Genomic DNA, 20,532 nt, shown 5'->3' with positions numbered 1-20,532 from the left:
CCCCTGTCACTTTGCGGTGACAGGGGCTTTTTTGTAGCCGGAAATCAGAACTGCGATTGCAGGTAATTCTCCAGACCGACCAACTTGATCAGCCCCAACTGCTTTTCAAGCCAGTAGGTGTGATCTTCTTCGGTGTCATTCAGCTGCACGCGCAGGATCTCGCGAGTGACATAGTCGTTGTGCTGCTCGCAGAGCTCGATGCCCTTGCAGAGCGCGGCACGCACCTTGTACTCGAGACGAAGGTCGGCAGCGAGCATGTCAGGCACCGTGGTGCCCACGTCCAGGTCGTCGGGACGCATGCGCGGCGTGCCTTCGAGCATCAGGATACGGCGCATCAGCGCGTCGGCGTGCTGTGCCTCTTCTTCCATTTCATGGTTGATACGCTCGTAGAGCTCGGTAAAGCCCCAGTCTTCGTACATACGCGAATGGATGAAATATTGGTCACGAGCTGCCAGTTCGCCCGTCAGCAACGTGTTGAGGTAATCGATTACGTCGGGGTGACCTTGCATCGCCCTACATCTCCCTGCTTGAAAGTCTGTAGTTTGAACCATGCTGACTCGAAGGTCACGGGACAAACGGCAGAAAAGTGATGTTTTTCGGGGAAAAGTAGCTAAAAAAACGCAAAAACCGCCCAAATGAGGGCGGTTCTGCTTCTCGTTTAGAGTCAGCTAAGCGTTACGCCCACTGCGGTTGAAATGCCCTGGCCATAAGCAGGGTCCGCTTGGAAAAAGTACGGAAGTACGCGTCGAATCACGTCGCTGCTAACACCTGCCATTGAACCGGCAATGTTGTTGATCAGCAGGGCCTTCTGAGCATCGTCCTGCAGGCGGAACAACGCACCGGCATGGCTGTAGTAGTCCGTGTCTTCACGTTGATCATAACGGTCAGCAGCACCGCTCAGCGCCAGAGGCGGCTCAGCGTACTGTGGCGCCTGCTTTGGTGTATCCGCAAAGCTGTTGGGCTCATAGTTAGGAGCCGCACCACCGTAACCAAGGGACATGGAACCATCACGCTGGTTGTTATTGACCGGACTCAATGGGGAGTTGATCGGCAACTGCTGATGGTTGGTGCCAACGCGATAGCGGTGGGCGTCCGCATAAGCGAAAACACGGCCTTGAAGCATACGGTCTGGCGACAGACCAACACCCGGAACCATATTGCTTGGACCGAAGCATGCCTGCTCGACTTCAGCAAAGTAATTCACTGGATTACGGTTCAGCTCCAGTTCACCCACCTCGATCAACGGAAACTCCTGCTGCGACCAGGTTTTGGTCACATCGAACGGGTTCTCGTAGTGAGCAGCGGCCTGAGCCTCGGTCATGATCTGAATGTTGACGCTCCACTTTGGATAGTCACCGCGCTCAATTGCAGCAAACAGGTCACGCTGCGCGTAATCAGGATCGGTACCGGCGATACGGGTCGCCTCCTCGGGTGTCAGGTTCTTGATCCCTTGCTTGGTTTTATAGTGCCACTTGACCCAATGGCGCTCGCCTTTGGCGTTGATAAGGCTGTAGGTATGACTCCCGAAGCCGTGCATGTGACGATAGCCGTCTGGAGTACCGCGATCCGAGAACAAAATTGTGATCTGGTGCAGCGCCTCTGGGGACAATGACCAGAAGTCCCAGACCATTTGGGCACTTTTGAGGTTGGTTTGCGGCAAGCGTTTCTGGGTGTGGATAAAATCCGGAAACTTGAGCGGGTCGCGAATGAAGAACACCGGGGTGTTGTTGCCAACGATGTCCCAGTTTCCTTCCTCGGTGTAAAACTTCAAGGCAAAGCCGCGCGGGTCACGCGCAGTATCTGCCGAGCCACGCTCGCCACCTACCGTAGAGAAACGCAAAAACGTAGGGGTCTGCTTGCCTACGGACTCAAAAAGTTTGGCACGGGTGTATTGGGTGATGTCCCGAGTGACGGTAAACGTACCGTGCGCACCTGAGCCTTTGGCGTGCACGCGCCGCTCAGGGATGTTCTCACGGTTGAAGTGCGCAAGCTTCTCGATGAGGTGAAAGTCATCGAGGAGCAATGGGCCACGCGGGCCGGCAGTGCGGGAGTTCTGGTTATCAGCGACGGGAGCGCCGCTGGCAGTAGTCAGAATTGTACTCATGCTCAATCTTCCTCAGGTCAGGCTTAGAACTGCCGGCTAATCGGCTTGGAGGGAGTATTGACCATCAAGATGACACCATCAAATGCATTAAATCATGGACTTTGATAGAAAATAACTAACACCCATCAGGGCGAGTAGAGTTTGTTTAAGAAGGGAACCGACAGCGACTTGAGAAATATAGACGGCTTTTCTATCGCCCACAAAAAACCGGGCACTAGGCCCGGTTCTTCGTTACAGCTAGACGTCTTACTCGGCGCTTACAGCTTCGCCTGCAGTAGCACGATCAACCAACTCGACGTACGCCATTGGCGCGTTGTCGCCAGTGCGGAAGCCGCACTTGAGGATGCGCAGGTAGCCACCCTCACGGGTAGCGTAACGCTTGCCCAGGTCGTTGAAGAGCTTACCAACGATAGCTTTCGAACGGGTACGGTCGAAAGCCAAACGGCGGTTAGCCAGGCTGTCTGTCTTGGCCAAAGTGATCAGCGGCTCAGCAACGCGACGCAGTTCTTTAGCTTTCGGCAGTGTAGTTTTGATCAGCTCGTGCTCGAACAGCGACACCGCCATGTTTTGAAACATGGCCTTGCGGTGCGAGCTGGTACGGCTCAGGTGACGACCACTTTTACGATGACGCATGGTTCATTCCTTACCAAACTCACGTTCGGTGATTACGACGATCAGGCAGTCGCCTTGTCGTCCTTCTTAAGACTTGCAGGCGGCCAGTTGTCGAGGCGCATGCCGAGGGACAGACCGCGGGAGGCCAGAACGTCCTTGATTTCAGTCAAGGATTTCTTGCCCAGGTTCGGAGTCTTCAACAGTTCTACTTCGGTACGCTGAATCAGGTCGCCGATGTAGTAAATGTTTTCCGCCTTAAGGCAGTTAGCCGAACGTACAGTCAGTTCCAGATCGTCAACCGGGCGAAGCAGGATCGGATCGATCTCGTCTTCCTGCTCGATTACCACTGGTTCGCTGTCACCTTTGAGGTCGACGAACGCAGCCAACTGCTGTTGCAGAATGGTTGCAGCGCGGCGGATAGCCTCTTCAGGATCCAGAGTACCGTTGGTTTCCAGATCAATAACCAGCTTGTCCAGGTTAGTACGCTGCTCGACACGGGCGTTTTCCACCACGTATGCGATACGGCGAACCGGGCTGAACGAAGAGTCAAGCTGCAAGCGACCAATGCTGCGGCTTTCGTCTTCATCGCTCTGACGCGAGTCGGCCGGTTCATAACCACGACCACGAGCTACGGTGAGCTTCATGTTCAGGGCGCCGTTAGACGCCAGGTTAGCGATTACGTGATCGGGATTAACGATCTCGACATCATGATCCAGCTGAATATCGGCAGCGGTAACCACCCCCGAACCCTTCTTCGACAAGGTCAGCGTAACTTCGTCACGGCCGTGCAGCTTGATAGCCAGACCTTTAAGGTTCAACAGGATTTCAATTACGTCTTCCTGTACACCTTCGATGGCGCTGTACTCGTGGAGCACACCGTCAATCTCGGCCTCGACTACTGCACAGCCGGGCATTGAGGACAACAGGATGCGGCGCAGCGCGTTGCCCAGGGTGTGGCCAAAACCACGCTCGAGAGGCTCGAGAGTGATCTTGGCGCGGGTTGGACTGACAACCTGCACATCAATGTGGCGGGGTGTCAGGAACTCATTTACCGAAATCTGCATGGATGCACCTATTTTCTAGCCCTTACTTGGAGTAGAGCTCGACAATCAGGCTTTCGTTGATGTCGGCGGACAGATCACTGCGAGCAGGAACGTTCTTGAAAACGCCCGACTTCTTCTCAGTGTCTACTTCTACCCATTCTACGCGGCCACGTTGGGCACACAGATCGAGAGCTTGGACAATGCGAAGTTGGTTTTTTGCTTTCTCGCGAATCGCGACCACGTCACCAGCACGAACCTGGTAGGACGGAACGTTAACGGTTTGGCCGTTTACGCTGACGGATTTGTGCGATACCAGCTGACGGGATTCGGCACGAGTCGAACCAAAGCCCATACGGTATACAACGTTGTCCAGACGGCATTCGAGCAGTTGCAGCAGGTTTTCACCGGTTGCACCTTTCTTGCCAGCAGCTTCTTTGTAGTAGCCGCTGAACTGACGCTCGAGAACGCCGTAGATACGACGGACCTTCTGCTTTTCACGCAGTTGGGTGCCGTAATCGGACTGGCGACCGCGGCGTTGGCCGTGGATACCAGGTGCTGCTTCAATGTTGCACTTCGATTCGATCGCGCGCACGCCGCTCTTCAAGAAGAGATCGGTGCCTTCGCGACGAGCGAGTTTGCATTTTGGACCAATGTAACGAGCCATTCTTTACAATCTCCTGGATTACACGCGGCGCTTCTTCGGCGGACGGCACCCGTTGTGCGGGATTGGCGTCACGTCGGTGATGCTGGCGATCTTATAGCCACAGCCGTTCAAAGCACGGACAGCAGACTCACGACCTGGACCTGGACCTTTGACGTTAACGTCGAGGTTTTTCAGGCCGTATTCCAGCGCAGCTTGACCAGCACGTTCAGCAGCTACTTGAGCAGCAAACGGGGTGGACTTGCGGGAACCGCGGAAACCCGAACCACCAGAGGTAGCCCAAGACAGCGCGTTACCTTGACGGTCGGTGATGGTCACGATGGTGTTGTTAAAAGAAGCATGGATGTGGGCGATGCCATCAACCACTGTCTTTTTAACTTTTTTACGAGGACGAGCAGCAGGTTTTGCCATGATAATTTTCCTGTCGATTCGCGTGGGCGATTACTTGCGGATCGGCTTACGCGGACCTTTACGGGTACGCGCGTTAGTCTTGGTACGCTGACCGCGTACTGGAAGACCACGACGATGACGCAGACCACGGTAGCAACCGAGGTCCATCAAACGCTTGATTTTCATGTTGATTTCGCGACGCAGGTCACCTTCAGTGGTGAACTTCGCCACTTCGCCACGCAACAGCTCAATCTGCTCGTCGCTCAGATCCTTGATCTTTGCGGCTGGGTTTACCCCAGTGTCTGCGCAAATTTTCTGCGCAGTAGTGCGACCAACACCATAGATGTAGGTCAGCGAGATAACAGTGTGCTTGTTATCTGGAATGTTAACGCCTGCAATACGGGCCATTCAGTGGGACTCCAATTGACAGCTACCTACGCCCCGGAAGCCAAGAAATAGGGCGCGAGATAATATCGCTGTAATAACAAATAATCAACCCGGCAGCGCACTAGCTGCCGGGCTTCAAGCGGATCACACTCAGCCTTGGCGCTGTTTGTGACGCGGTTCCGCGCTGCAAATTACTCGAACAACACCTTCGCGGCGAATAATCTTGCAGTTACGGCACAGCTTTTTCACCGATGCACGAACTTTCATCACCAACTCCTCGAACCTTATGGGGTACTCAGCGCAACATGCCGCTGCCGTAGCCCTTCAGGTTGGCTTTCTTCATCAGGGATTCGTACTGGTGCGAAACGAGGTGCGATTGTACTTGGGACATGAAGTCCATCACAACCACGACCACGATCAGCAACGAGGTCCCGCCAAGGTAGAACGGAACGTTTGCTGCAACCACCAGGAACTGGGGAAGCAAGCACACGGCCGTCATATATAGAGCACCGAACAGGGTCAAACGAGTCAGAACGCCATCAATGTAGCGTGCCGACTGCTCACCTGGACGGATACCCGGAATAAAGGCACCGGACTTCTTCAGGTTTTCCGCTACGTCTTTCGGATTGAACATCAACGCCGTATAGAAGAAGCAGAAGAAAATAATCCCTGCACTAAACAGCAGAATATTCAACGGCTGACCAGGAGCGATCGACTGAGAGAGGTCCTGCAGCCAGCCCATATTTTCAGACTGACCAAACCAGGTACCCAACGAAGCCGGAAACAGCAAAATGCTGCTCGCGAAAATTGCCGGAATAACACCGGCCATATTCACTTTCAGCGGCAAGTGGCTGGTCTGCGCAGCAAAGACCTTACGGCCCTGCTGACGCTTGGCGTAGTGAACAGCAATACGACGCTGGCCACGCTCAATGAACACCACAAAACCGATAATCGCTACTGCCAGCAAACCGATGGCAACCAAGGCGAAGATATTGATATCACCCTGACGTGCAGACTCGAAAGACTGCCCAATTGCTCTCGGAAGACCGGCGACGATACCTGCGAAAATCAACATCGAGATACCGTTACCAACACCACGTTCAGTAATCTGCTCACCCAGCCACATCATGAACATCGCACCAGCCACAAACGTGGATACCGCGACGAAATAGAAGCCAAAGTCACCAGTGAACGCAACGCCCTGCCCCGCCAGACCAACGGACATGCCGATAGCTTGAACCAGGGCGAGAACGACAGTGCCGTAGCGGGTGTACTGGCTAATCTTGCGACGGCCAGCTTCACCTTCCTTCTTCAACTGCTCCAGCTGCGGGCTCACGGCGGTCATCAACTGCATGATGATCGATGCCGAAATGTACGGCATGATCCCCAGTGCAAAGATGCTCATCCGTTCCAGCGCGCCGCCGGAAAACATGTTGAACAAGCTAAGAATGGTCCCCTCATTCTGTCGAAACAGGTCTGCGAGTCGGTCCGGGTTGATACCTGGAACCGGGATGTGTGCGCCTATTCGGTAGACGATAATCGCCAGGAACAGAAAACGCAGACGAGCCCAAAGTTCAGACATACCGCCTTTGCCGAGCGCTGAGAGAGCACCTTGCTTAGCCATTTATTCCTCGAACTTGCCGCCAGCTGCTTCGATAGCCGAACGCGCACCTTTGGTGGCGCCGATTCCCTTGCCGATAGTGACAGCGCGAGTCACTTCACCGGACAGCATGATTTTCACACGCTGTACGTTGACGTTGATCACGTTGGCATCTTTCAGGGTCTGCACAGTAACGATATCGCCTTCCACTTTAGCCAGCTCGGACAGACGCACTTCTGCGCGATCCATGGCTTTCAGGGATACGAAACCGAACTTAGGCAGGCGACGATGCAGCGGCTGTTGACCGCCTTCAAAGCCAGGAGCAATGGTGCCACCGGAGCGGGAGGTTTGACCTTTGTGGCCACGGCCACCAGTCTTACCCAAACCGCTACCGATACCACGGCCCGGACGATGCTTTTCGCGACGGGAACCCGGCGCTGGACTCAGATCATTGAGTTTCATCGATTAACCCTCTACACGCAGCATGTAGTAAGCCTTGTTGATCATCCCGCGATTCTCGGGAGTATCCTGGACTTCTACAGTGTGACCGATGCGACGCAGACCCAAACCTTTAACGCACAGTTTGTGGTTAGGAATGCGGCCGGTCATGCTTTTGATCAGCGTTACTTTAACGGTAGCCATGATCAGAAGATCTCCTTGACAGTCAGACCACGCTTGGCAGCGATGGACTCAGGAGATTGCATAGCTTTCAAACCTTTGAAAGTGGCGTGAACCACGTTTACCGGGTTAGTCGAGCCGTAGCACTTGGCCAGAACGTTCTGGACGCCAGCAACTTCGAGGACAGCACGCATAGCGCCGCCAGCGATGATACCGGTACCTTCAGAAGCAGGCTGCATGTACACCTTCGAAGCGCCGTGTGCGGACTTCATTGCGTACTGCAGTGTGGTGCCGTTCAGATCAACTTGGATCATGTTGCGACGAGCAGCTTCCATTGCCTTCTGGATCGCAGCAGGCACTTCACGTGACTTGCCACGGCCGAAGCCAACACGCCCTTTACCATCACCTACCACGGTCAACGCGGTGAAAGTGAAGATACGGCCGCCTTTAACGGTTTTGGCTACGCGGTTAACTTGAACCAGCTTCTCAATGTAGCCTTCGTCGCGCTTTTGGTCGTTATTTGACATAACTTAGAACTCCAGCCCAGCTTCACGAGCAGCATCAGCCAGCGCTTTCACGCGACCGTGGTACTTGAAGCCAGAGCGGTCGAAAGCCACTTGCGAGACGCCCACGGCCTTAGCACGTGTAGCGACCAGCTGGCCAACCTTTGTGGCCGCGTCGATGTTGCCGGTGGCACCATCACGCAGTTCTTTATCCAAAGTCGAGGCGCTGGCCAGGACTTTGTTGCCGTCGGCCGAGATGACCTGGGCGTAGATGTGCTGCGACGAGCGGTACACGCAGAGACGCACGACTTCGAGTTCGTGCATTTTCAGGCGTGCTTTGCGAGCGCGACGCAGTCGAGTAACTTTTTTGTCGGTCATTTGCTATGCCCTACTTCTTCTTGGCTTCTTTACGACGGACGACTTCGTCCGCGTAGCGCACACCTTTGCCTTTGTACGGCTCTGGTGGACGGAAGTCGCGGATCTCAGCGGCCACCTGACCTACCAGCTGCTTATCAATACCCTTGATCAGGATATCGGTTTGGCTAGGGGTCTCAGCGGTGATGCCTTCCGGCAGTTCGTAATCCACTGGGTGCGAGAAGCCAAGGGCCAGGTTCAAAACCGTGCCTTTTGCTTGCGCTTTGTAACCAACACCGACCAGCTGGAGCTTACGCTCGAAGCCTTGGCTTACGCCTTGGACCATGTTGTTTACCAACGCACGCGTGGTACCGGCCATTGCGCGAGTTTGTTGATCGCCATTGCGAGCAGCGAAACGCAGCTCACCAGCTTCTTCAACGATCTCAACGGACGAATGGATGTTCAGTTCAAGAGTGCCCTTGGCACCCTTCACCGAAAGCTGTTGGCCTGCGAATTTTACTTCGACACCGGCTGGCAGCTTAACGGGGTTCTTAGCGACGCGAGACATGCTTATCCCCCCTTAGAACACAGTGCAAAGAACTTCGCCGCCGACACCGGCAGCGCGCGCAGCACGATCCGTCATCACACCTTTGTTGGTGGAGACGATAGACACGCCCAGACCGCCACGAACTTTCGGCAGATCTTCAGCGGACTTGTACTGACGCAGGCCTGGACGGCTAACGCGCTTCACTTCTTCAATGACCGAACGGCCTTCGAAGTACTTCAGCTCGATGGACAGCAGTGGCTTGGTTTCGCTGCTGATCTGATAACCCGCAATGTAGCCTTCGTCTTTCAGGACTTTGGCAACAGCTACCTTCAACTTGGAAGATGGCATGCTTACGACGGACTTTTCAGCCATCTGGGCATTACGGATACGAGTTAGCATGTCCGCTAACGGGTCCTGCATACTCATGGGCTAGACGCTCCTAATACAAAAAAATTAGCCTTGCGGCTACATATGTCGCCGAGAATCTCCGGCCATAAAAAACACGGGCTCAGGCGAGCCGCGTATTTTAGACACACTCCGGAAATGAAACAAGCCCCAAAAGGGGCTTGATCCAGATTCAAGGTCACCGGCGGTCAGTATCTTGCGATTCTGCCCGCCTGGACGTTGAAAGTACTTACCAGCTGGCTTTAACCAGACCTGGTACGTCACCACGCATTGCCGCTTCACGCAGTTTGTTACGGCCGAGGCCGAACTTGCGGTAAACGCCGTGTGGACGACCGGTCAGGCGGCAGCGGTTACGCATGCGCGAAGCGCTTGCGTCACGTGGCTGCTTCTGCAGAGCAACTGTCGCTTCCCAACGTGCTTCTGGACTTGCGTTCAGATCAACGATGATTGCTTTCAGTGCTGCACGCTTCTTGGCGTACTTGGCAACCGTGAGCTGACGCTTCAGCTCGCGGTTTTTCATGCTCATCTTGGCCATGGTCCTACTCCAATCAGTTGCGGAACGGGAATTTGAAAGCACGCAACAGGGCGCGACCTTCATCATCGTTCTTGGCAGTGGTGGTCAGGGTGATGTCCAGACCGCGGAGAGCATCGATCTTGTCGTAGTCGATTTCCGGGAAGATGATCTGCTCTTTCACGCCCATGCTGTAGTTACCACGACCATCGAAGGACTTGGCATTCAGGCCGCGGAAGTCGCGAACCCGAGGCAGGGAGATCGACAGCAGACGATCCAGGAATTCATACATACGCTCACGGCGCAGAGTCACTTTGACGCCGATCGGCCAACCTTCACGGACTTTAAAGCCAGCGATGGATTTCCGAGCGTAAGTCACAACGACTTTTTGACCGGTGATCTTTTCCAGGTCAGCAACAGCGTGCTCGATGACTTTTTTGTCACCGACCGCTTCGCCCAGACCCATGTTCAGGGTGATTTTGGTAACGCGTGGAACTTCCATCACGTTCGAAAGCTTAAGTTCTTCCTTAAGCTTCGGTGCGATTTCTTTCCAGTAAATCTCTTTTAGTCGTGCCATGGTCTTCTACCTAGCAGTGTTCAAGCATCAACCGCTTTTTGGGTCGACTTGAAGACACGAATTTTCTTGCCGTCTTCTACTTTGAAACCAACGCGGTCAGCCTTGTTGGTTTCGCCGTTGAAAATGGCGACGTTAGAAGCGTCCAGTGGAGCTTCTTTTTCGACGATACCGCCTTGTACGCCCGACATCGGGTTAGGCTTGGTATGACGCTTAACCAGGTTCAAACCGCCGATAACCAGACGGTTATTAGCGAGAACCTTAAGCACCTTACCGCGCTTACCTTTGTCTTTGCCGGCGATCACGATGATCTCGTCGTCACGACGAATCTTTTGCATGTCGGATCTCCTTACAGCACTTCTGGGGCGAGCGAGACGATCTTCATGAACTTCTCAGTACGAAGTTCACGGGTCACTGGCCCAAAGATACGGGTGCCGATCGGCTCTTGCTTGTTGTTCAGAAGAACAGCAGCGTTGCCATCAAAGCGGATAATAGAGCCATCAGCACGGCGTACGCCGTGACGAGTGCGGACTACAACAGCAGTCATCACTTGGCCTTTTTTCACTTTACCGCGAGGAATTGCTTCCTTCACGGTAACTTTGATGATGTCACCGATACCAGCGTAACGACGATGGGAGCCACCCAGCACCTTGATGCACATAACACGGCGAGCGCCGCTGTTATCGGCCACATCGAGCATGGATTGAGTCTGAATCATATAATTTCTCCGACCCCTAGTCCTTAGACTTCCACAGCGCGTTCGAGAACATCAACCAGTGCCCAAGACTTGGTCTTGGCCAGCGGACGAGTTTCACGAATAGTGACTTTGTCGCCGATGTGGCACTGGTTGGTTTCGTCGTGCGCGTGCAGCTTAGTCGAACGCTTAACATATTTACCGTAGATCGGGTGCTTAACGCGACGCTCGATCAGTACGGTGATGGTTTTGTCCATCTTGTCGCTGACAACACGGCCAGTCAGCGTACGGACAGTCTTTTCGGCTTCAGCCATGATCACTTACCTGCCTGCTGGTTGAGCACAGTCTTCACGCGAGCGATGTCACGTTTAACTTGCGAGAGCAGATGAGACTGCCCCAACTGGCCAGTTGCTTTCTGCATACGCAGATTGAACTGGTCGCGCAGCAGGCCGAGCAGTTGCTCGTTCAGCTGCTGTGCGGATTTTTCACGAAGTTCATTCGCTTTCATCACATCACCGTCCGTTTAACAAAGGCGGTGGCGAGCGGCAGCTTTGCAGCAGCCAGGGCAAAAGCCTCACGCGCCAGCTCTTCAGTTACACCCTCGATTTCATACAGGACTTTGCCTGGCTGAATCTGGGCTACCCAGTATTCCACGTTACCCTTACCTTTACCCATCCGAACCTCGAGAGGTTTTTTGGAGATCGGCTTGTCCGGGAATACACGGATCCAGATCTTGCCGCCACGTTTAACGTGACGGGTCAGAGCACGACGCGCTGACTCGATCTGACGAGCGGTGAGACGACCACGAGCTACAGACTTCAGCGCGAACTCGCCGAAGCTGACTTTGCTACCGCGCTGAGCCAGACCACGGTTGTGGCCTGTCATCTGCTTGCGGAACTTCGTACGCTTAGGTTGCAACATTTGGCGTACCCCTTACTTAGCAGCTTTTTTACGAGGCGCTGGTGCTTGTGGTTTCAGTTCTTCTTGGCGACCACCAATTACTTCGCCCTTGAAGATCCAAACCTTTACACCGATCACACCGTAAGTGGTGTGAGCTTCGTAGTTGGCATAGTCGATGTCGGCACGCAGGGTGTGCAGTGGCACACGACCTTCGCGATACCATTCAGTACGTGCGATTTCAGCACCGCCGAGACGACCGCTCACTTGGATTTTGATGCCTTTGGCACCAATGCGCATGGCGTTCTGTACAGCGCGCTTCATAGCGCGACGGAACATTACACGACGCTCCAGCTGCTGAGCTACGCTCTGCGCAACCAGCATACCGTCGAGCTCCGGCTTACGGATCTCTTCGATATTGATGTGCACAGGCACACCCATTTGCTTGGTCAGGTCCTGACGCAGTTTCTCAACATCTTCACCTTTCTTCCCGATAACGATACCTGGACGAGCGGTGTGGATGGTGATACGTGCAGTTTGTGCCGGACGATGGATATCGATACGGCTTACGGACGCGCTTTTTAGTTTGTCTTGGAGATACTCACGCACCTTCAGATCAGCGAACAAATAGTCCGCATAAGTCCGACCGTCTGCGTACCAGACGGAGGTGTGCTCCTTGACGATTCCCAGGCGAATGCCAATGGGATGTACTTTCTGACCCATCTCTTCGACTCCGTTACTTGTCAGCAACCTTGACAGTGATATGGCAAGACCGCTTGACGATGCGATCAGCACGGCCTTTGGCACGTGGCATGATGCGCTTCAGCGAACGCCCTTCGTTGACGAAAACGGTGCTGACCTTCAGGTCATCAACGTCTGCGCCTTCGTTATGCTCGGCGTTGGCTACGGCCGACTCCAGCACTTTCTTCATGATCTCGGCGGCTTTCTTACTGCTGAAAGCCAACAGGTTGAGCGCTTCGCCCACCTTCTTCCCGCGGATCTGGTCGGCGACCAAGCGGGCTTTCTGGGCGGAGATTCGAGCGCCCGACAACTTAGCGGCTACTTCCATTTCCTAACCCCTTAACGCTTGGCTTTCTTGTCTGCCACGTGCCCACGATAAGTGCGGGTACCGGCAAACTCGCCCAGTTTGTGGCCGACCATGTCTTCGTTAACGAGAACTGGGACGTGTTGACGACCGTTGTGTACTGCGATGGTCAGACCGACCATTTGTGGCAGGATCATCGAACGACGCGACCAGGTTTTAACTGGTTTGCGATCGTTCTTTTCCGCCGCCACTTCGATCTTCTTCAGTAGGTGAAGATCAATAAAAGGACCTTTTTTCAGAGAACGTGGCACTGTCGTATCCCTCTATTTACTTGCGACGACGGACGATCATTTTGTCGGTACGCTTATTACCACGAGTCTTCGCGCCCTTAGTCGGGAAGCCCCATGGCGATACCGGATGACGACCACCAGAGGTACGACCTTCACCACCACCGTGTGGGTGGTCAACCGGGTTCATGGCAACACCACGAACGGTTGGGCGAACGCCACGCCAGCGTTTGGCACCAGCTTTACCCAGCGAACGCAGGCTGTGCTCGGAGTTCGAGACTTCACCCAGGGTCGCGCGGCATTCAGCCAGCACTTTACGCATCTCACCAGAACGCAGACGCAGGGTCACGTAGACACCTTCACGAGCGATCAGCTGAGCCGAAGCACCAGCGGAACGAGCGATTTGCGCGCCTTTACCTGGCTTCAATTCGATGCCGTGTACGGTGCTACCAACTGGAATGTTACGCAGTTGCAGAGCGTTGCCCGGCTTGATCGGTGCCAAAGCACCTGCGATCAGCTGGTCACCAGCACTCACGCCTTTAGGGGCGATGATGTAGCGACGCTCGCCATCTGCGTACAGCAGCAGAGCGATGTGAGCAGTACGGTTTGGATCGTATTCGATACGCTCGACAGTGGCAGAGATGCCATCTTTGTCGTTGCGACGGAAATCGACCAGACGATAATGCTGCTTATGGCCACCACCGATGTGACGAGTGGTAATACGACCATTGTTGTTACGACCACCAGTCTTCGATTTTTTCTCGAGCAGCGGTGCGTGAGGAGCGCCTTTATGCAGCTCCTGGTTGACCACCTTGACCACAAAACGGCGGCCAGGGGAAGTCGGTTTGCATTTAACGATTGCCATGATGCACCCCTTCCTTACTCAGCACTGCTGCTGAAATCGAGATCTTGGCCTGGCTGAAGGGAGATAACTGCCTTCTTCCAGTCATTACGCTTGCCCAGACCGCGAGCAGTGCGCTTGCTCTTACCCAGAACATTCAGGGTAGTAACACGCTCTACTTTCACGCTGAACAGGCTTTCGACGGCCTTCTTGATTTCCAGCTTGGTTGCGTCAGTTGCAACCTTGAAAACGAACTGGCCTTTCTTGTCAGCCAGAACCGTAGCCTTTTCGGAAACGTGCGGGCCAAGCAGAACTTTAAATACGCGTTCCTGGTTCATCCCAGCAGCTCCTCGAATTTCTTCACGGCCGACACGGTGATCAACACCTTGTCGTATGCGATCAGACTAACTGGATCGGAACCTTGCACGTCACGTACATCAACGTGTGGCAGGTTGCGAGCAGCCAGGTACAGGTTCTGATCAACAGCTTCCGACACGATCAAAACGTCGGTCAGGCTCATGTTGTTCAGTTTGCCCAGCAGATCTTTGGTTTTTGGACTTTCAACAGCGAAGTCTTGAACCACGACCAGACGATCAGTACGCACGAGTTCAGCAAGGATGGAGCGCAGTGCTGCGCGATACATCTTCTTGTTGAGCTTCTGAGTGTGATCCTGTGGACGAGCTGCGAAAGTGGTACCGCCGCCACGCCAGATTGGGCTACGGATAGTACCGGCACGAGCACGGCCAGTACCTTTCTGACGCCAAGGGCGCTTACCGCCACCACGTACGTCGGAACGGGTCTTTTGCTGCTTGCTACCTTGACGGCCGCCGGCCATGTAGGCCACGACTGCTTGGTGAACCAGCGTCTCGTTGAATTCGCCGCCAAATGTCAGTTCGGAAACTTCGATCGCTTGAGCGTCATTTACATTTAATTGCATGTCAGCTTCCCCTTAACCGCGAGCCTTGGCCGCTGGACGTACAACCAGGTTGCCGCCAGTAGCGCCAGGAACAGCACCCTTGACCAACAACAGATTGCGTTCAGCGTCGACGCGCACTACTTCGAGGGACTGCACGGTCACGCGCTCAGCGCCCATATGACCGGACATTTTTTTGCCCTTGAATACACGACCAGGAGTCTGGCACTGGCCAATAGAGCCCGGGACGCGGTGGGAAACGGAGTTACCGTGAGTGTTGTCTTGGCCACGGAAATTCCAACGCTTGATCGTACCCTGGAAGCCTTTACCCTTGGACTGACCGGTTACATCAACCAGTTGACCAGCGGCGAAGATTTCAGCGTTGATCAGATCGCCAGCCTGGTAGTCGCCGTCTTCGAGACGGAACTCCATAACAGTGCGACCAGCTGCAACGTTTGCTTTAGCGAAGTGACCTGCTTGAGCAGCAGTCACGCGCGAAGCACGACGCTCGCCGACAGTGACTTGCACTGCACGATAGCCATCGGTTTCTTCAGTTTTGAACTGGGTGACGCGATTCGGCTCGATCTCAATGACCGTGACCGGAATGGAGACACCTTCTTCGGTGAAAATACGGGTCATACCGCATTTACGACCGACTACACCAATAGTCATGTTGTAAACCTCATGAGTGTACGGGGCTTTCACCCGCTATGGCCGCCCATTTCAGAGCGTTACACGACTAAGACCCAAGTCTTAGCCGAGGCTGATCTGTACTTCCACACCGGCCGCCAGATCAAGCTTCATAAGTGCATCAACGGTTTTATCCGTTGGCTGGACGATGTCCAGTACGCGCTTATGAGTACGGATCTCGTACTGGTCACGCGCGTCTTTGTTGACGTGCGGGGAGACCAGAACGGTGAACCGCTCTTTACGGGTAGGCAGTGGAATTGGACCACGCACTTGAGCACCAGTACGTTTCGCGGTTTCCACGATTTCCTGGGTGGATTGGTCGATCAGGCGATGGTCAAAAGCCTTCAACCTGATACGAATTTGCTGATTTTGCATTGGATTTCAGACTCCGGCTGCTATTCCCAGCGAGCGCAATACGCCCGTTAAAAGGAGGCGCAATTCTATAGACGGCCCTGACAGGTGTCAACCCAATAAAAAAGGCCCCCGCTGAGCGGGGGCCTTTTCAAAACATCAGAGCTATCTCAGAAGAGATAATTACTCGATGATTTTAGCTACAACGCCAGCACCAACGGTACGGCCGCCTTCACGGATTGCGAAACGCAGACCGTCTTCCATAGCGATGGTTTTGATCAGGGTGACAACCATTTTGATGTTGTCGCCTGGCATTACCATTTCTACGCCTTCCGGCAGTTCGCAGTTACCGGTTACGTCGGTAGTACGGAAGTAGAACTGTGGACGGTAGCCTTTGAAGAACGGAGTGTGACGACCGCCTTCTTCTTTGCTCAGCACGTACACTTCAGCTTCGAACTTGGTGTGCGGCTTAACCGAACCCGGCTTAACCAGAACCTGGCCACGCTCAACGTCGTCACGCTTGGTACCACGCAGCAGAACGCCGCAGTTCTCGCCAGCACGACCTTCGTCGAGCAGTTTACGGAACATTTCAACACCGGTGCAGGTGGTGACGGTAGTGTCACGCAGACCAACGATTTCCAGTGGATCTTGAACCTTGACGATACCGCGCTCGATACGGCCAGTTACAACAGTACCGCGACCGGAGATCGAGAATACGTCTTCGATTGGCATCAGGAACGGCTTGTCGATAACACGAACTGGATCTGGGATGTAGCTGTCCAGAGTCTCAACCAGTTTACGAACGGACGTGGTGCCCATTTCGTTATCGTCTTTGCCTTCCAGAGCCATACGAGCAGAACCGATGATGATCGGAGTGTCGTCGCCTGGGAAGTCGTAAGTGCTCAGCAGATCGCGCACTTCCATCTCAACCAGTTCCAGCAGCTCAGCGTCGTCTACCAGGTCAGCCTTGTTCAGGTAAACCACGATGTACGGAACGCCAACCTGGCGGGACAGCAGGATGTGCTCACGGGTTTGTGGCATCGGACCATCAGCGGCCGAGCAAACCAGGATCGCGCCGTCCATCTGGGCAGCACCGGTGATCATGTTCTTCACATAGTCAGCGTGACCTGGGCAGTCAACGTGAGCGTAGTGACGGATCAGCGAGTTGTATTCAACGTGCGCGGTGTTGATGGTGATACCACGAGCTTTTTCTTCTGGCGCGCTGTCGATTTTATCGAAATCAACGATTGCGGAACCGAATACTTCGGAGCAAACGCGAGTCAGAGCAGCAGTCAGAGTGGTTTTACCGTGGTCAACGTGACCGATGGTGCCAACGTTGACGTGCGGTAGGGAACGATCAAATTTTTCTTTAGCCACGACAATTAACTCCTTGCCTAAAGGACTGAATCAGCCTTGTTTTTTGGATACAGTTTCAGCGATGTGCGCCGGAGCTGTGTTGTATTTTTTGAATTCCATAGAGTAGCTTGCGCGACCCTGGGACATGGAACGAACGTCGGTCGCATAACCGAACATCTCACCCAACGGAACCTCGGCGCGAATCACTTTGCCGGAAACCGTGTCTTCCATACCCAAGATCATGCCGCGACGACGGTTAAGGTCGCCCATGACATCACCCATATAGTCTTCAGGTGTAACAACTTCTACCGCCATGATTGGCTCAAGCAACTCACCACCGCCCTTCTGGGCCAGTTGCTTGGTTGCCATGGAAGCAGCCACCTTAAACGCCATCTCGTTGGAGTCGACGTCGTGGTAAGAACCGTCAAAAACGGTTGCTTTCAGGCCGATCAGCGGATAGCCGGCAACAACACCGTTCTTCATCTGCTCTTCGATACCCTTCTGGATAGCCGGGATGTATTCCTTAGGAACAACACCACCAACTACTTCGTTCACGAATTGCAGACCTTCCTGACCTTCGTCAGCAGGAGCAAAACGGATCCAGCAGTGACCGAACTGACCACGACCGCCGGACTGACGAACGAACTTGCCTTCGATTTCACAGTTCTTCGTGATGCGCTCACGATAGGAAACCTGAGGCTTACCGATGTTGGCTTCGACGTTGAACTCACGGCGCATCCGGTCAACCAGGATGTCCAGGTGCAGCTCGCCCATGCCGGAGATGATCGTTTGACCAGTCTCTTCATCAGTCTTGACGCGGAAAGATGGATCTTCCTGAGCAAGTTTGCCCAGAGCAATACCCATTTTTTCCTGGTCATCCTTGGTCTTAGGCTCTACGGCAACCGAAATAACCGGCTCCGGGAAGTCCATACGAACCAGGATGATTGGCTTTGTCAGCGTTGCACAAGGTTTCACCAGTGGTGACGTCCTTCATGCCGATCAAGGCCGCGATGTCACCAGCGCGTACTTCCTTGATCTCTTCGCGGGCGTTTGCGTGCATTTGCACCATACGACCCACGCGCTCTTTCTTGCCTTTAACCGAGTTGATCACGCCGTCGCCGGAGTTCAACACGCCCGAGTAAACGCGGACGAAGGTCAAGGTACCCACGAATGGGTCAGTGGCAATTTTAAATGCCAGAGCGGAGAACGGTTCTGCGTCGTCTGCATGACGCTCCAGCTCGATAGTCTCGTCATCCGGGTCAGTACCCTTGATGGCAGGAATATCCACTGGTGCCGGCAGGTAGTCGATCACAGCATCGAGAACCAGGGGAACGCCCTTGTTCTTGAACGAGGAACCGCAAACAGCCAAGACGATCTCACCAGCGATAGTACGCTGACGCAGAGCAGCCTTGATTTCCACGTTGGTGAGTTCTTCACCTTCGAGGTACTTGTTCATCAGCTCTTCGTTGGCTTCGGCCGCAGCTTCAACCATGTTGTTGCGCCATTCGTCAGCCAGTTCCTGCAGCTCAGCAGGGATAGGCTTGCGAACAGGAACCATACCTTTGTCAGCATCGTTCCAGTAAACAGCTTCCATGGTCAGCAGATCGATCTGGCCTTGGAAGTTGTCTTCGGAACCGATAGCCAACTGGATTGGCACCGGGGTGTGACCCAGGCGCTGCTTGATCTGACCGATCACGCGCAGGAAGTTGGCACCAGCACGGTCCATCTTGTTTACGTAAACAAGACGTGGAACACCGTATTTGTTGGCTTGACGCCATACGGTTTCCGACTGCGGCTCAACACCCGAGGTACCGCAGAACACAACGACAGCGCCGTCGAGTACGCGCAGGGAACGTTCAACTTCAATGGTGAAGTCCACGTGGCCCGGGGTATCGATTACGTTGAAGCGGTGCTCATCTTTGTACTGCTTCTCGGAACCTTTCCAGAAGGCGGTAATAGCAGCAGAAGTAATGGTAATACCACGCTCCTGCTCCTGAACCATCCAGTCTGTGGTCGCGGCGCCGTCATGCACCTCGCCCATCTTGTGACTTTTGCCGGTGTAAAACAGTACGCGCTCGGTGGTGGTGGTTTTACCAGCATCCACGTGAGCAACGATACCGATGTTACGGTAGCGGCTAATCGGAGTAGTACGAGCCATAAAGCCCTCGCAAAATTAGTGAAGCTAAGATTAGAAGCGGTAGTGCGAGAAAGCTTTGTTAGCTTCAGCCATACGGTGCACGTCTTCACGCTTCTTAACAGCAGCACCTTTACCTTCAGCAGCGTCCAACAGCTCGCCGGCCAAACGCAGAGCCATAGACTTCTCGCCGCGCTTACGGGCGAAGTCTACCAACCAGCGCATTGCCAGAGCGTTACGACGGGACGGACGAACTTCGACCGGAACCTGGTAAGTAGCACCGCCTACACGGCGCGACTTCACTTCGACCAGCGGAGCGATGGCGTCGAGAGCTTTCTCGAAGATTTCCAGGGGGTCGCTGTTCTTGCGTTCTTTAACCTTTTCCAGCGCGCCATAAACGATACGCTCGGCAACGGCTTTCTTGCCGCTTTCCATCACGTGGTTCATGAACTTGGCCAGAATTTGGCTTCCGTATTTTGGATCGTCAAGCACTTCGCGCTTGGCTGCTACGCGTCTTCTTGGCATGGATAAGCCCTCAAACGGTCTTCAGGTTCGTTCGGAATCGGTGCCCTTTCGGGACGCCTCCGACCTTACTCTTATCGACTCAGAAAATAAGATGATTCAGTTTTACAAAAAGCCGCTACTACTTAGGCTTCTTGGTACCGTACTTCGAACGACCCTGGTTACGACCTTTAACGCCGGAAGTATCCAAGGAGCCGCGTACGGTGTGGTAACGAACACCTGGCAAGTCTTTTACACGACCGCCGCGGATCAGTACCACGCTGTGCTCTTGCAGGTTGTGGCCTTCACCGCCGATGTACGAGGAAACCTCGAAACCGTTGGTCAGACGCACACGGCATACTTTACGCAGTGCCGAGTTAGGTTTTTTCGGCGTGGTGGTATACACACGAGTGCATACGCCACGACGTTGCGGGCAGTTCTGCAGCGCAGGTACGTCGGATTTCTCGACGATACGCTTACGCGGCTGACGTACCAGCTGGTTGATAGTTGCCAT

The 20,532-nt window shown here is 54.2% G+C and carries 33 protein-coding genes and 1 pseudogene; all 34 read right to left on the bottom strand.

What is annotated here, in order from left to right:
- Positions 1 to 44: 44 nt before the first annotated feature.
- Positions 45 to 509, bottom strand: a complete 465-nt coding sequence (bfr, locus tag QF043_RS01585) for a bacterioferritin (protein ID WP_015886133.1) — start codon at positions 507 to 509, stop codon at positions 45 to 47.
- 155 nt (positions 510 to 664) lie between these two features.
- Complete coding sequence (locus QF043_RS01580) at positions 665 to 2,104, bottom strand: catalase (RefSeq protein ID WP_373460652.1); 1,440 nt, start codon at positions 2,102 to 2,104, stop codon at positions 665 to 667.
- A 246-nt stretch (positions 2,105 to 2,350) separates the two neighbouring features.
- Positions 2,351 to 2,737, bottom strand: coding sequence for a 50S ribosomal protein L17 (gene rplQ / locus QF043_RS01575; RefSeq protein ID WP_007918448.1), 387 nt, complete (start codon positions 2,735 to 2,737; stop codon positions 2,351 to 2,353).
- Positions 2,738 to 2,778: 41 nt separating this feature from the next.
- Positions 2,779 to 3,780: a DNA-directed RNA polymerase subunit alpha gene (locus QF043_RS01570; RefSeq protein WP_003176403.1), complete on the bottom strand. Its 1,002-nt coding sequence runs from the start codon at positions 3,778 to 3,780 to the stop codon at positions 2,779 to 2,781.
- A gap of 22 nt (positions 3,781 to 3,802) precedes the next feature.
- Positions 3,803 to 4,423, bottom strand: coding sequence for a 30S ribosomal protein S4 (rpsD, locus tag QF043_RS01565; RefSeq protein WP_003210056.1), 621 nt, complete (start codon positions 4,421 to 4,423; stop codon positions 3,803 to 3,805).
- Positions 4,424 to 4,441: 18 nt separating this feature from the next.
- Positions 4,442 to 4,831, bottom strand: coding sequence for a 30S ribosomal protein S11 (gene rpsK, locus QF043_RS01560; protein ID WP_002555466.1), 390 nt, complete (start codon positions 4,829 to 4,831; stop codon positions 4,442 to 4,444).
- Between the two features lie 30 nt (positions 4,832 to 4,861).
- A complete protein-coding gene (gene rpsM, locus QF043_RS01555; RefSeq protein WP_003210063.1) occupies positions 4,862 to 5,218 on the bottom strand; it encodes a 30S ribosomal protein S13 in 357 nt (118 codons plus the stop codon).
- 129 nt (positions 5,219 to 5,347) lie between these two features.
- Positions 5,348 to 5,464, bottom strand: coding sequence for a 50S ribosomal protein L36 (gene rpmJ, locus QF043_RS01550; RefSeq protein WP_002555468.1), 117 nt, complete (start codon positions 5,462 to 5,464; stop codon positions 5,348 to 5,350).
- A 28-nt stretch (positions 5,465 to 5,492) separates the two neighbouring features.
- Positions 5,493 to 6,821 (bottom strand): preprotein translocase subunit SecY, encoded by a 1,329-nt coding sequence (secY, locus tag QF043_RS01545; protein ID WP_016969470.1) that lies wholly within the window; start codon positions 6,819 to 6,821, stop codon positions 5,493 to 5,495.
- Positions 6,822 to 7,259, bottom strand: coding sequence for a 50S ribosomal protein L15 (gene rplO, locus QF043_RS01540; protein ID WP_003176407.1), 438 nt, complete (start codon positions 7,257 to 7,259; stop codon positions 6,822 to 6,824).
- Between the two features lie 3 nt (positions 7,260 to 7,262).
- Positions 7,263 to 7,439 carry a 50S ribosomal protein L30 gene (gene rpmD, locus QF043_RS01535; protein ID WP_003176408.1) on the bottom strand — a complete coding sequence of 59 codons (177 nt, stop codon included), beginning with the start codon at positions 7,437 to 7,439 and terminating at the stop codon, positions 7,263 to 7,265.
- A 2-nt stretch (positions 7,440 to 7,441) separates the two neighbouring features.
- On the bottom strand, positions 7,442 to 7,942 hold the full coding sequence (gene rpsE / locus QF043_RS01530; protein ID WP_003176409.1) for a 30S ribosomal protein S5: 501 nt from the start codon (positions 7,940 to 7,942) through the stop codon (positions 7,442 to 7,444).
- Positions 7,943 to 7,945: 3 nt separating this feature from the next.
- Positions 7,946 to 8,296 (bottom strand): 50S ribosomal protein L18, encoded by a 351-nt coding sequence (rplR, locus tag QF043_RS01525; RefSeq protein WP_017135964.1) that lies wholly within the window; start codon positions 8,294 to 8,296, stop codon positions 7,946 to 7,948.
- A gap of 10 nt (positions 8,297 to 8,306) precedes the next feature.
- On the bottom strand, positions 8,307 to 8,840 hold the full coding sequence (gene rplF, locus QF043_RS01520) for a 50S ribosomal protein L6 (protein WP_003176412.1): 534 nt from the start codon (positions 8,838 to 8,840) through the stop codon (positions 8,307 to 8,309).
- A gap of 12 nt (positions 8,841 to 8,852) precedes the next feature.
- Positions 8,853 to 9,245: a 30S ribosomal protein S8 gene (rpsH, locus tag QF043_RS01515; RefSeq protein ID WP_010566853.1), complete on the bottom strand. Its 393-nt coding sequence runs from the start codon at positions 9,243 to 9,245 to the stop codon at positions 8,853 to 8,855.
- A 208-nt stretch (positions 9,246 to 9,453) separates the two neighbouring features.
- Entirely contained in the window at positions 9,454 to 9,759 is a 306-nt protein-coding gene (gene rpsN, locus QF043_RS01510; protein ID WP_003176414.1) for a 30S ribosomal protein S14, read from the bottom strand.
- A gap of 13 nt (positions 9,760 to 9,772) precedes the next feature.
- The gene (gene rplE, locus QF043_RS01505) at positions 9,773 to 10,312 is read right to left on the bottom strand and encodes a 50S ribosomal protein L5 (protein WP_003176415.1); all 540 of its coding nucleotides are present in this window, start codon (positions 10,310 to 10,312) and stop codon (positions 9,773 to 9,775) included.
- Positions 10,313 to 10,332: 20 nt separating this feature from the next.
- Positions 10,333 to 10,647, bottom strand: a complete 315-nt coding sequence (gene rplX, locus QF043_RS01500) for a 50S ribosomal protein L24 (RefSeq protein ID WP_003176416.1) — start codon at positions 10,645 to 10,647, stop codon at positions 10,333 to 10,335.
- Between the two features lie 11 nt (positions 10,648 to 10,658).
- The gene (gene rplN, locus QF043_RS01495) at positions 10,659 to 11,027 is read right to left on the bottom strand and encodes a 50S ribosomal protein L14 (RefSeq protein ID WP_002555479.1); all 369 of its coding nucleotides are present in this window, start codon (positions 11,025 to 11,027) and stop codon (positions 10,659 to 10,661) included.
- Positions 11,028 to 11,050: 23 nt separating this feature from the next.
- Positions 11,051 to 11,317: a 30S ribosomal protein S17 gene (gene rpsQ / locus QF043_RS01490; RefSeq protein ID WP_003176419.1), complete on the bottom strand. Its 267-nt coding sequence runs from the start codon at positions 11,315 to 11,317 to the stop codon at positions 11,051 to 11,053.
- A 2-nt stretch (positions 11,318 to 11,319) separates the two neighbouring features.
- Positions 11,320 to 11,511, bottom strand: a complete 192-nt coding sequence (gene rpmC / locus QF043_RS01485; RefSeq protein WP_002555481.1) for a 50S ribosomal protein L29 — start codon at positions 11,509 to 11,511, stop codon at positions 11,320 to 11,322.
- Complete coding sequence (gene rplP, locus QF043_RS01480; RefSeq protein ID WP_003232424.1) at positions 11,511 to 11,924, bottom strand: 50S ribosomal protein L16; 414 nt, start codon at positions 11,922 to 11,924, stop codon at positions 11,511 to 11,513. Before rplP ends, rpmC begins: the two co-directional genes overlap by 1 nt.
- 12 nt (positions 11,925 to 11,936) lie before the next feature.
- Positions 11,937 to 12,623: a 30S ribosomal protein S3 gene (gene rpsC / locus QF043_RS01475; protein WP_003176422.1), complete on the bottom strand. Its 687-nt coding sequence runs from the start codon at positions 12,621 to 12,623 to the stop codon at positions 11,937 to 11,939.
- Positions 12,624 to 12,636: 13 nt separating this feature from the next.
- The gene (gene rplV, locus QF043_RS01470; protein ID WP_003103908.1) at positions 12,637 to 12,969 is read right to left on the bottom strand and encodes a 50S ribosomal protein L22; all 333 of its coding nucleotides are present in this window, start codon (positions 12,967 to 12,969) and stop codon (positions 12,637 to 12,639) included.
- A gap of 11 nt (positions 12,970 to 12,980) precedes the next feature.
- A complete protein-coding gene (gene rpsS / locus QF043_RS01465; protein WP_002555486.1) occupies positions 12,981 to 13,256 on the bottom strand; it encodes a 30S ribosomal protein S19 in 276 nt (91 codons plus the stop codon).
- A gap of 16 nt (positions 13,257 to 13,272) precedes the next feature.
- Positions 13,273 to 14,097, bottom strand: coding sequence for a 50S ribosomal protein L2 (gene rplB / locus QF043_RS01460; RefSeq protein WP_003176423.1), 825 nt, complete (start codon positions 14,095 to 14,097; stop codon positions 13,273 to 13,275).
- A gap of 14 nt (positions 14,098 to 14,111) precedes the next feature.
- On the bottom strand, positions 14,112 to 14,411 hold the full coding sequence (rplW, locus tag QF043_RS01455) for a 50S ribosomal protein L23 (protein ID WP_002555488.1): 300 nt from the start codon (positions 14,409 to 14,411) through the stop codon (positions 14,112 to 14,114).
- Positions 14,408 to 15,010: a 50S ribosomal protein L4 gene (gene rplD / locus QF043_RS01450; protein WP_017135963.1), complete on the bottom strand. Its 603-nt coding sequence runs from the start codon at positions 15,008 to 15,010 to the stop codon at positions 14,408 to 14,410. Before rplD ends, rplW begins: the two co-directional genes overlap by 4 nt.
- A gap of 12 nt (positions 15,011 to 15,022) precedes the next feature.
- On the bottom strand, positions 15,023 to 15,658 hold the full coding sequence (rplC, locus tag QF043_RS01445; protein ID WP_003194649.1) for a 50S ribosomal protein L3: 636 nt from the start codon (positions 15,656 to 15,658) through the stop codon (positions 15,023 to 15,025).
- A gap of 81 nt (positions 15,659 to 15,739) precedes the next feature.
- A complete protein-coding gene (rpsJ, locus tag QF043_RS01440) occupies positions 15,740 to 16,051 on the bottom strand; it encodes a 30S ribosomal protein S10 (protein WP_003186070.1) in 312 nt (103 codons plus the stop codon).
- Positions 16,052 to 16,210: 159 nt separating this feature from the next.
- A complete protein-coding gene (gene tuf, locus QF043_RS01435; protein ID WP_003176426.1) occupies positions 16,211 to 17,404 on the bottom strand; it encodes an elongation factor Tu in 1,194 nt (397 codons plus the stop codon).
- 30 nt (positions 17,405 to 17,434) lie between these two features.
- Positions 17,435 to 19,541, bottom strand: a pseudogene (fusA, locus tag QF043_RS01430) (elongation factor G).
- A 30-nt stretch (positions 19,542 to 19,571) separates the two neighbouring features.
- A complete protein-coding gene (rpsG, locus tag QF043_RS01425) occupies positions 19,572 to 20,042 on the bottom strand; it encodes a 30S ribosomal protein S7 (protein WP_002555493.1) in 471 nt (156 codons plus the stop codon).
- A 118-nt stretch (positions 20,043 to 20,160) separates the two neighbouring features.
- On the bottom strand, positions 20,161 to 20,532 hold the full coding sequence (gene rpsL, locus QF043_RS01420; protein ID WP_002555494.1) for a 30S ribosomal protein S12: 372 nt from the start codon (positions 20,530 to 20,532) through the stop codon (positions 20,161 to 20,163).

Source organism: Pseudomonas sp. W3I7 (genome assembly GCF_030816095.1).
Taxonomy (GTDB): domain Bacteria; phylum Pseudomonadota; class Gammaproteobacteria; order Pseudomonadales; family Pseudomonadaceae; genus Aquipseudomonas; species Aquipseudomonas salomonii.
This window is presented reverse-complemented; position numbering and strand designations above follow the sequence as displayed.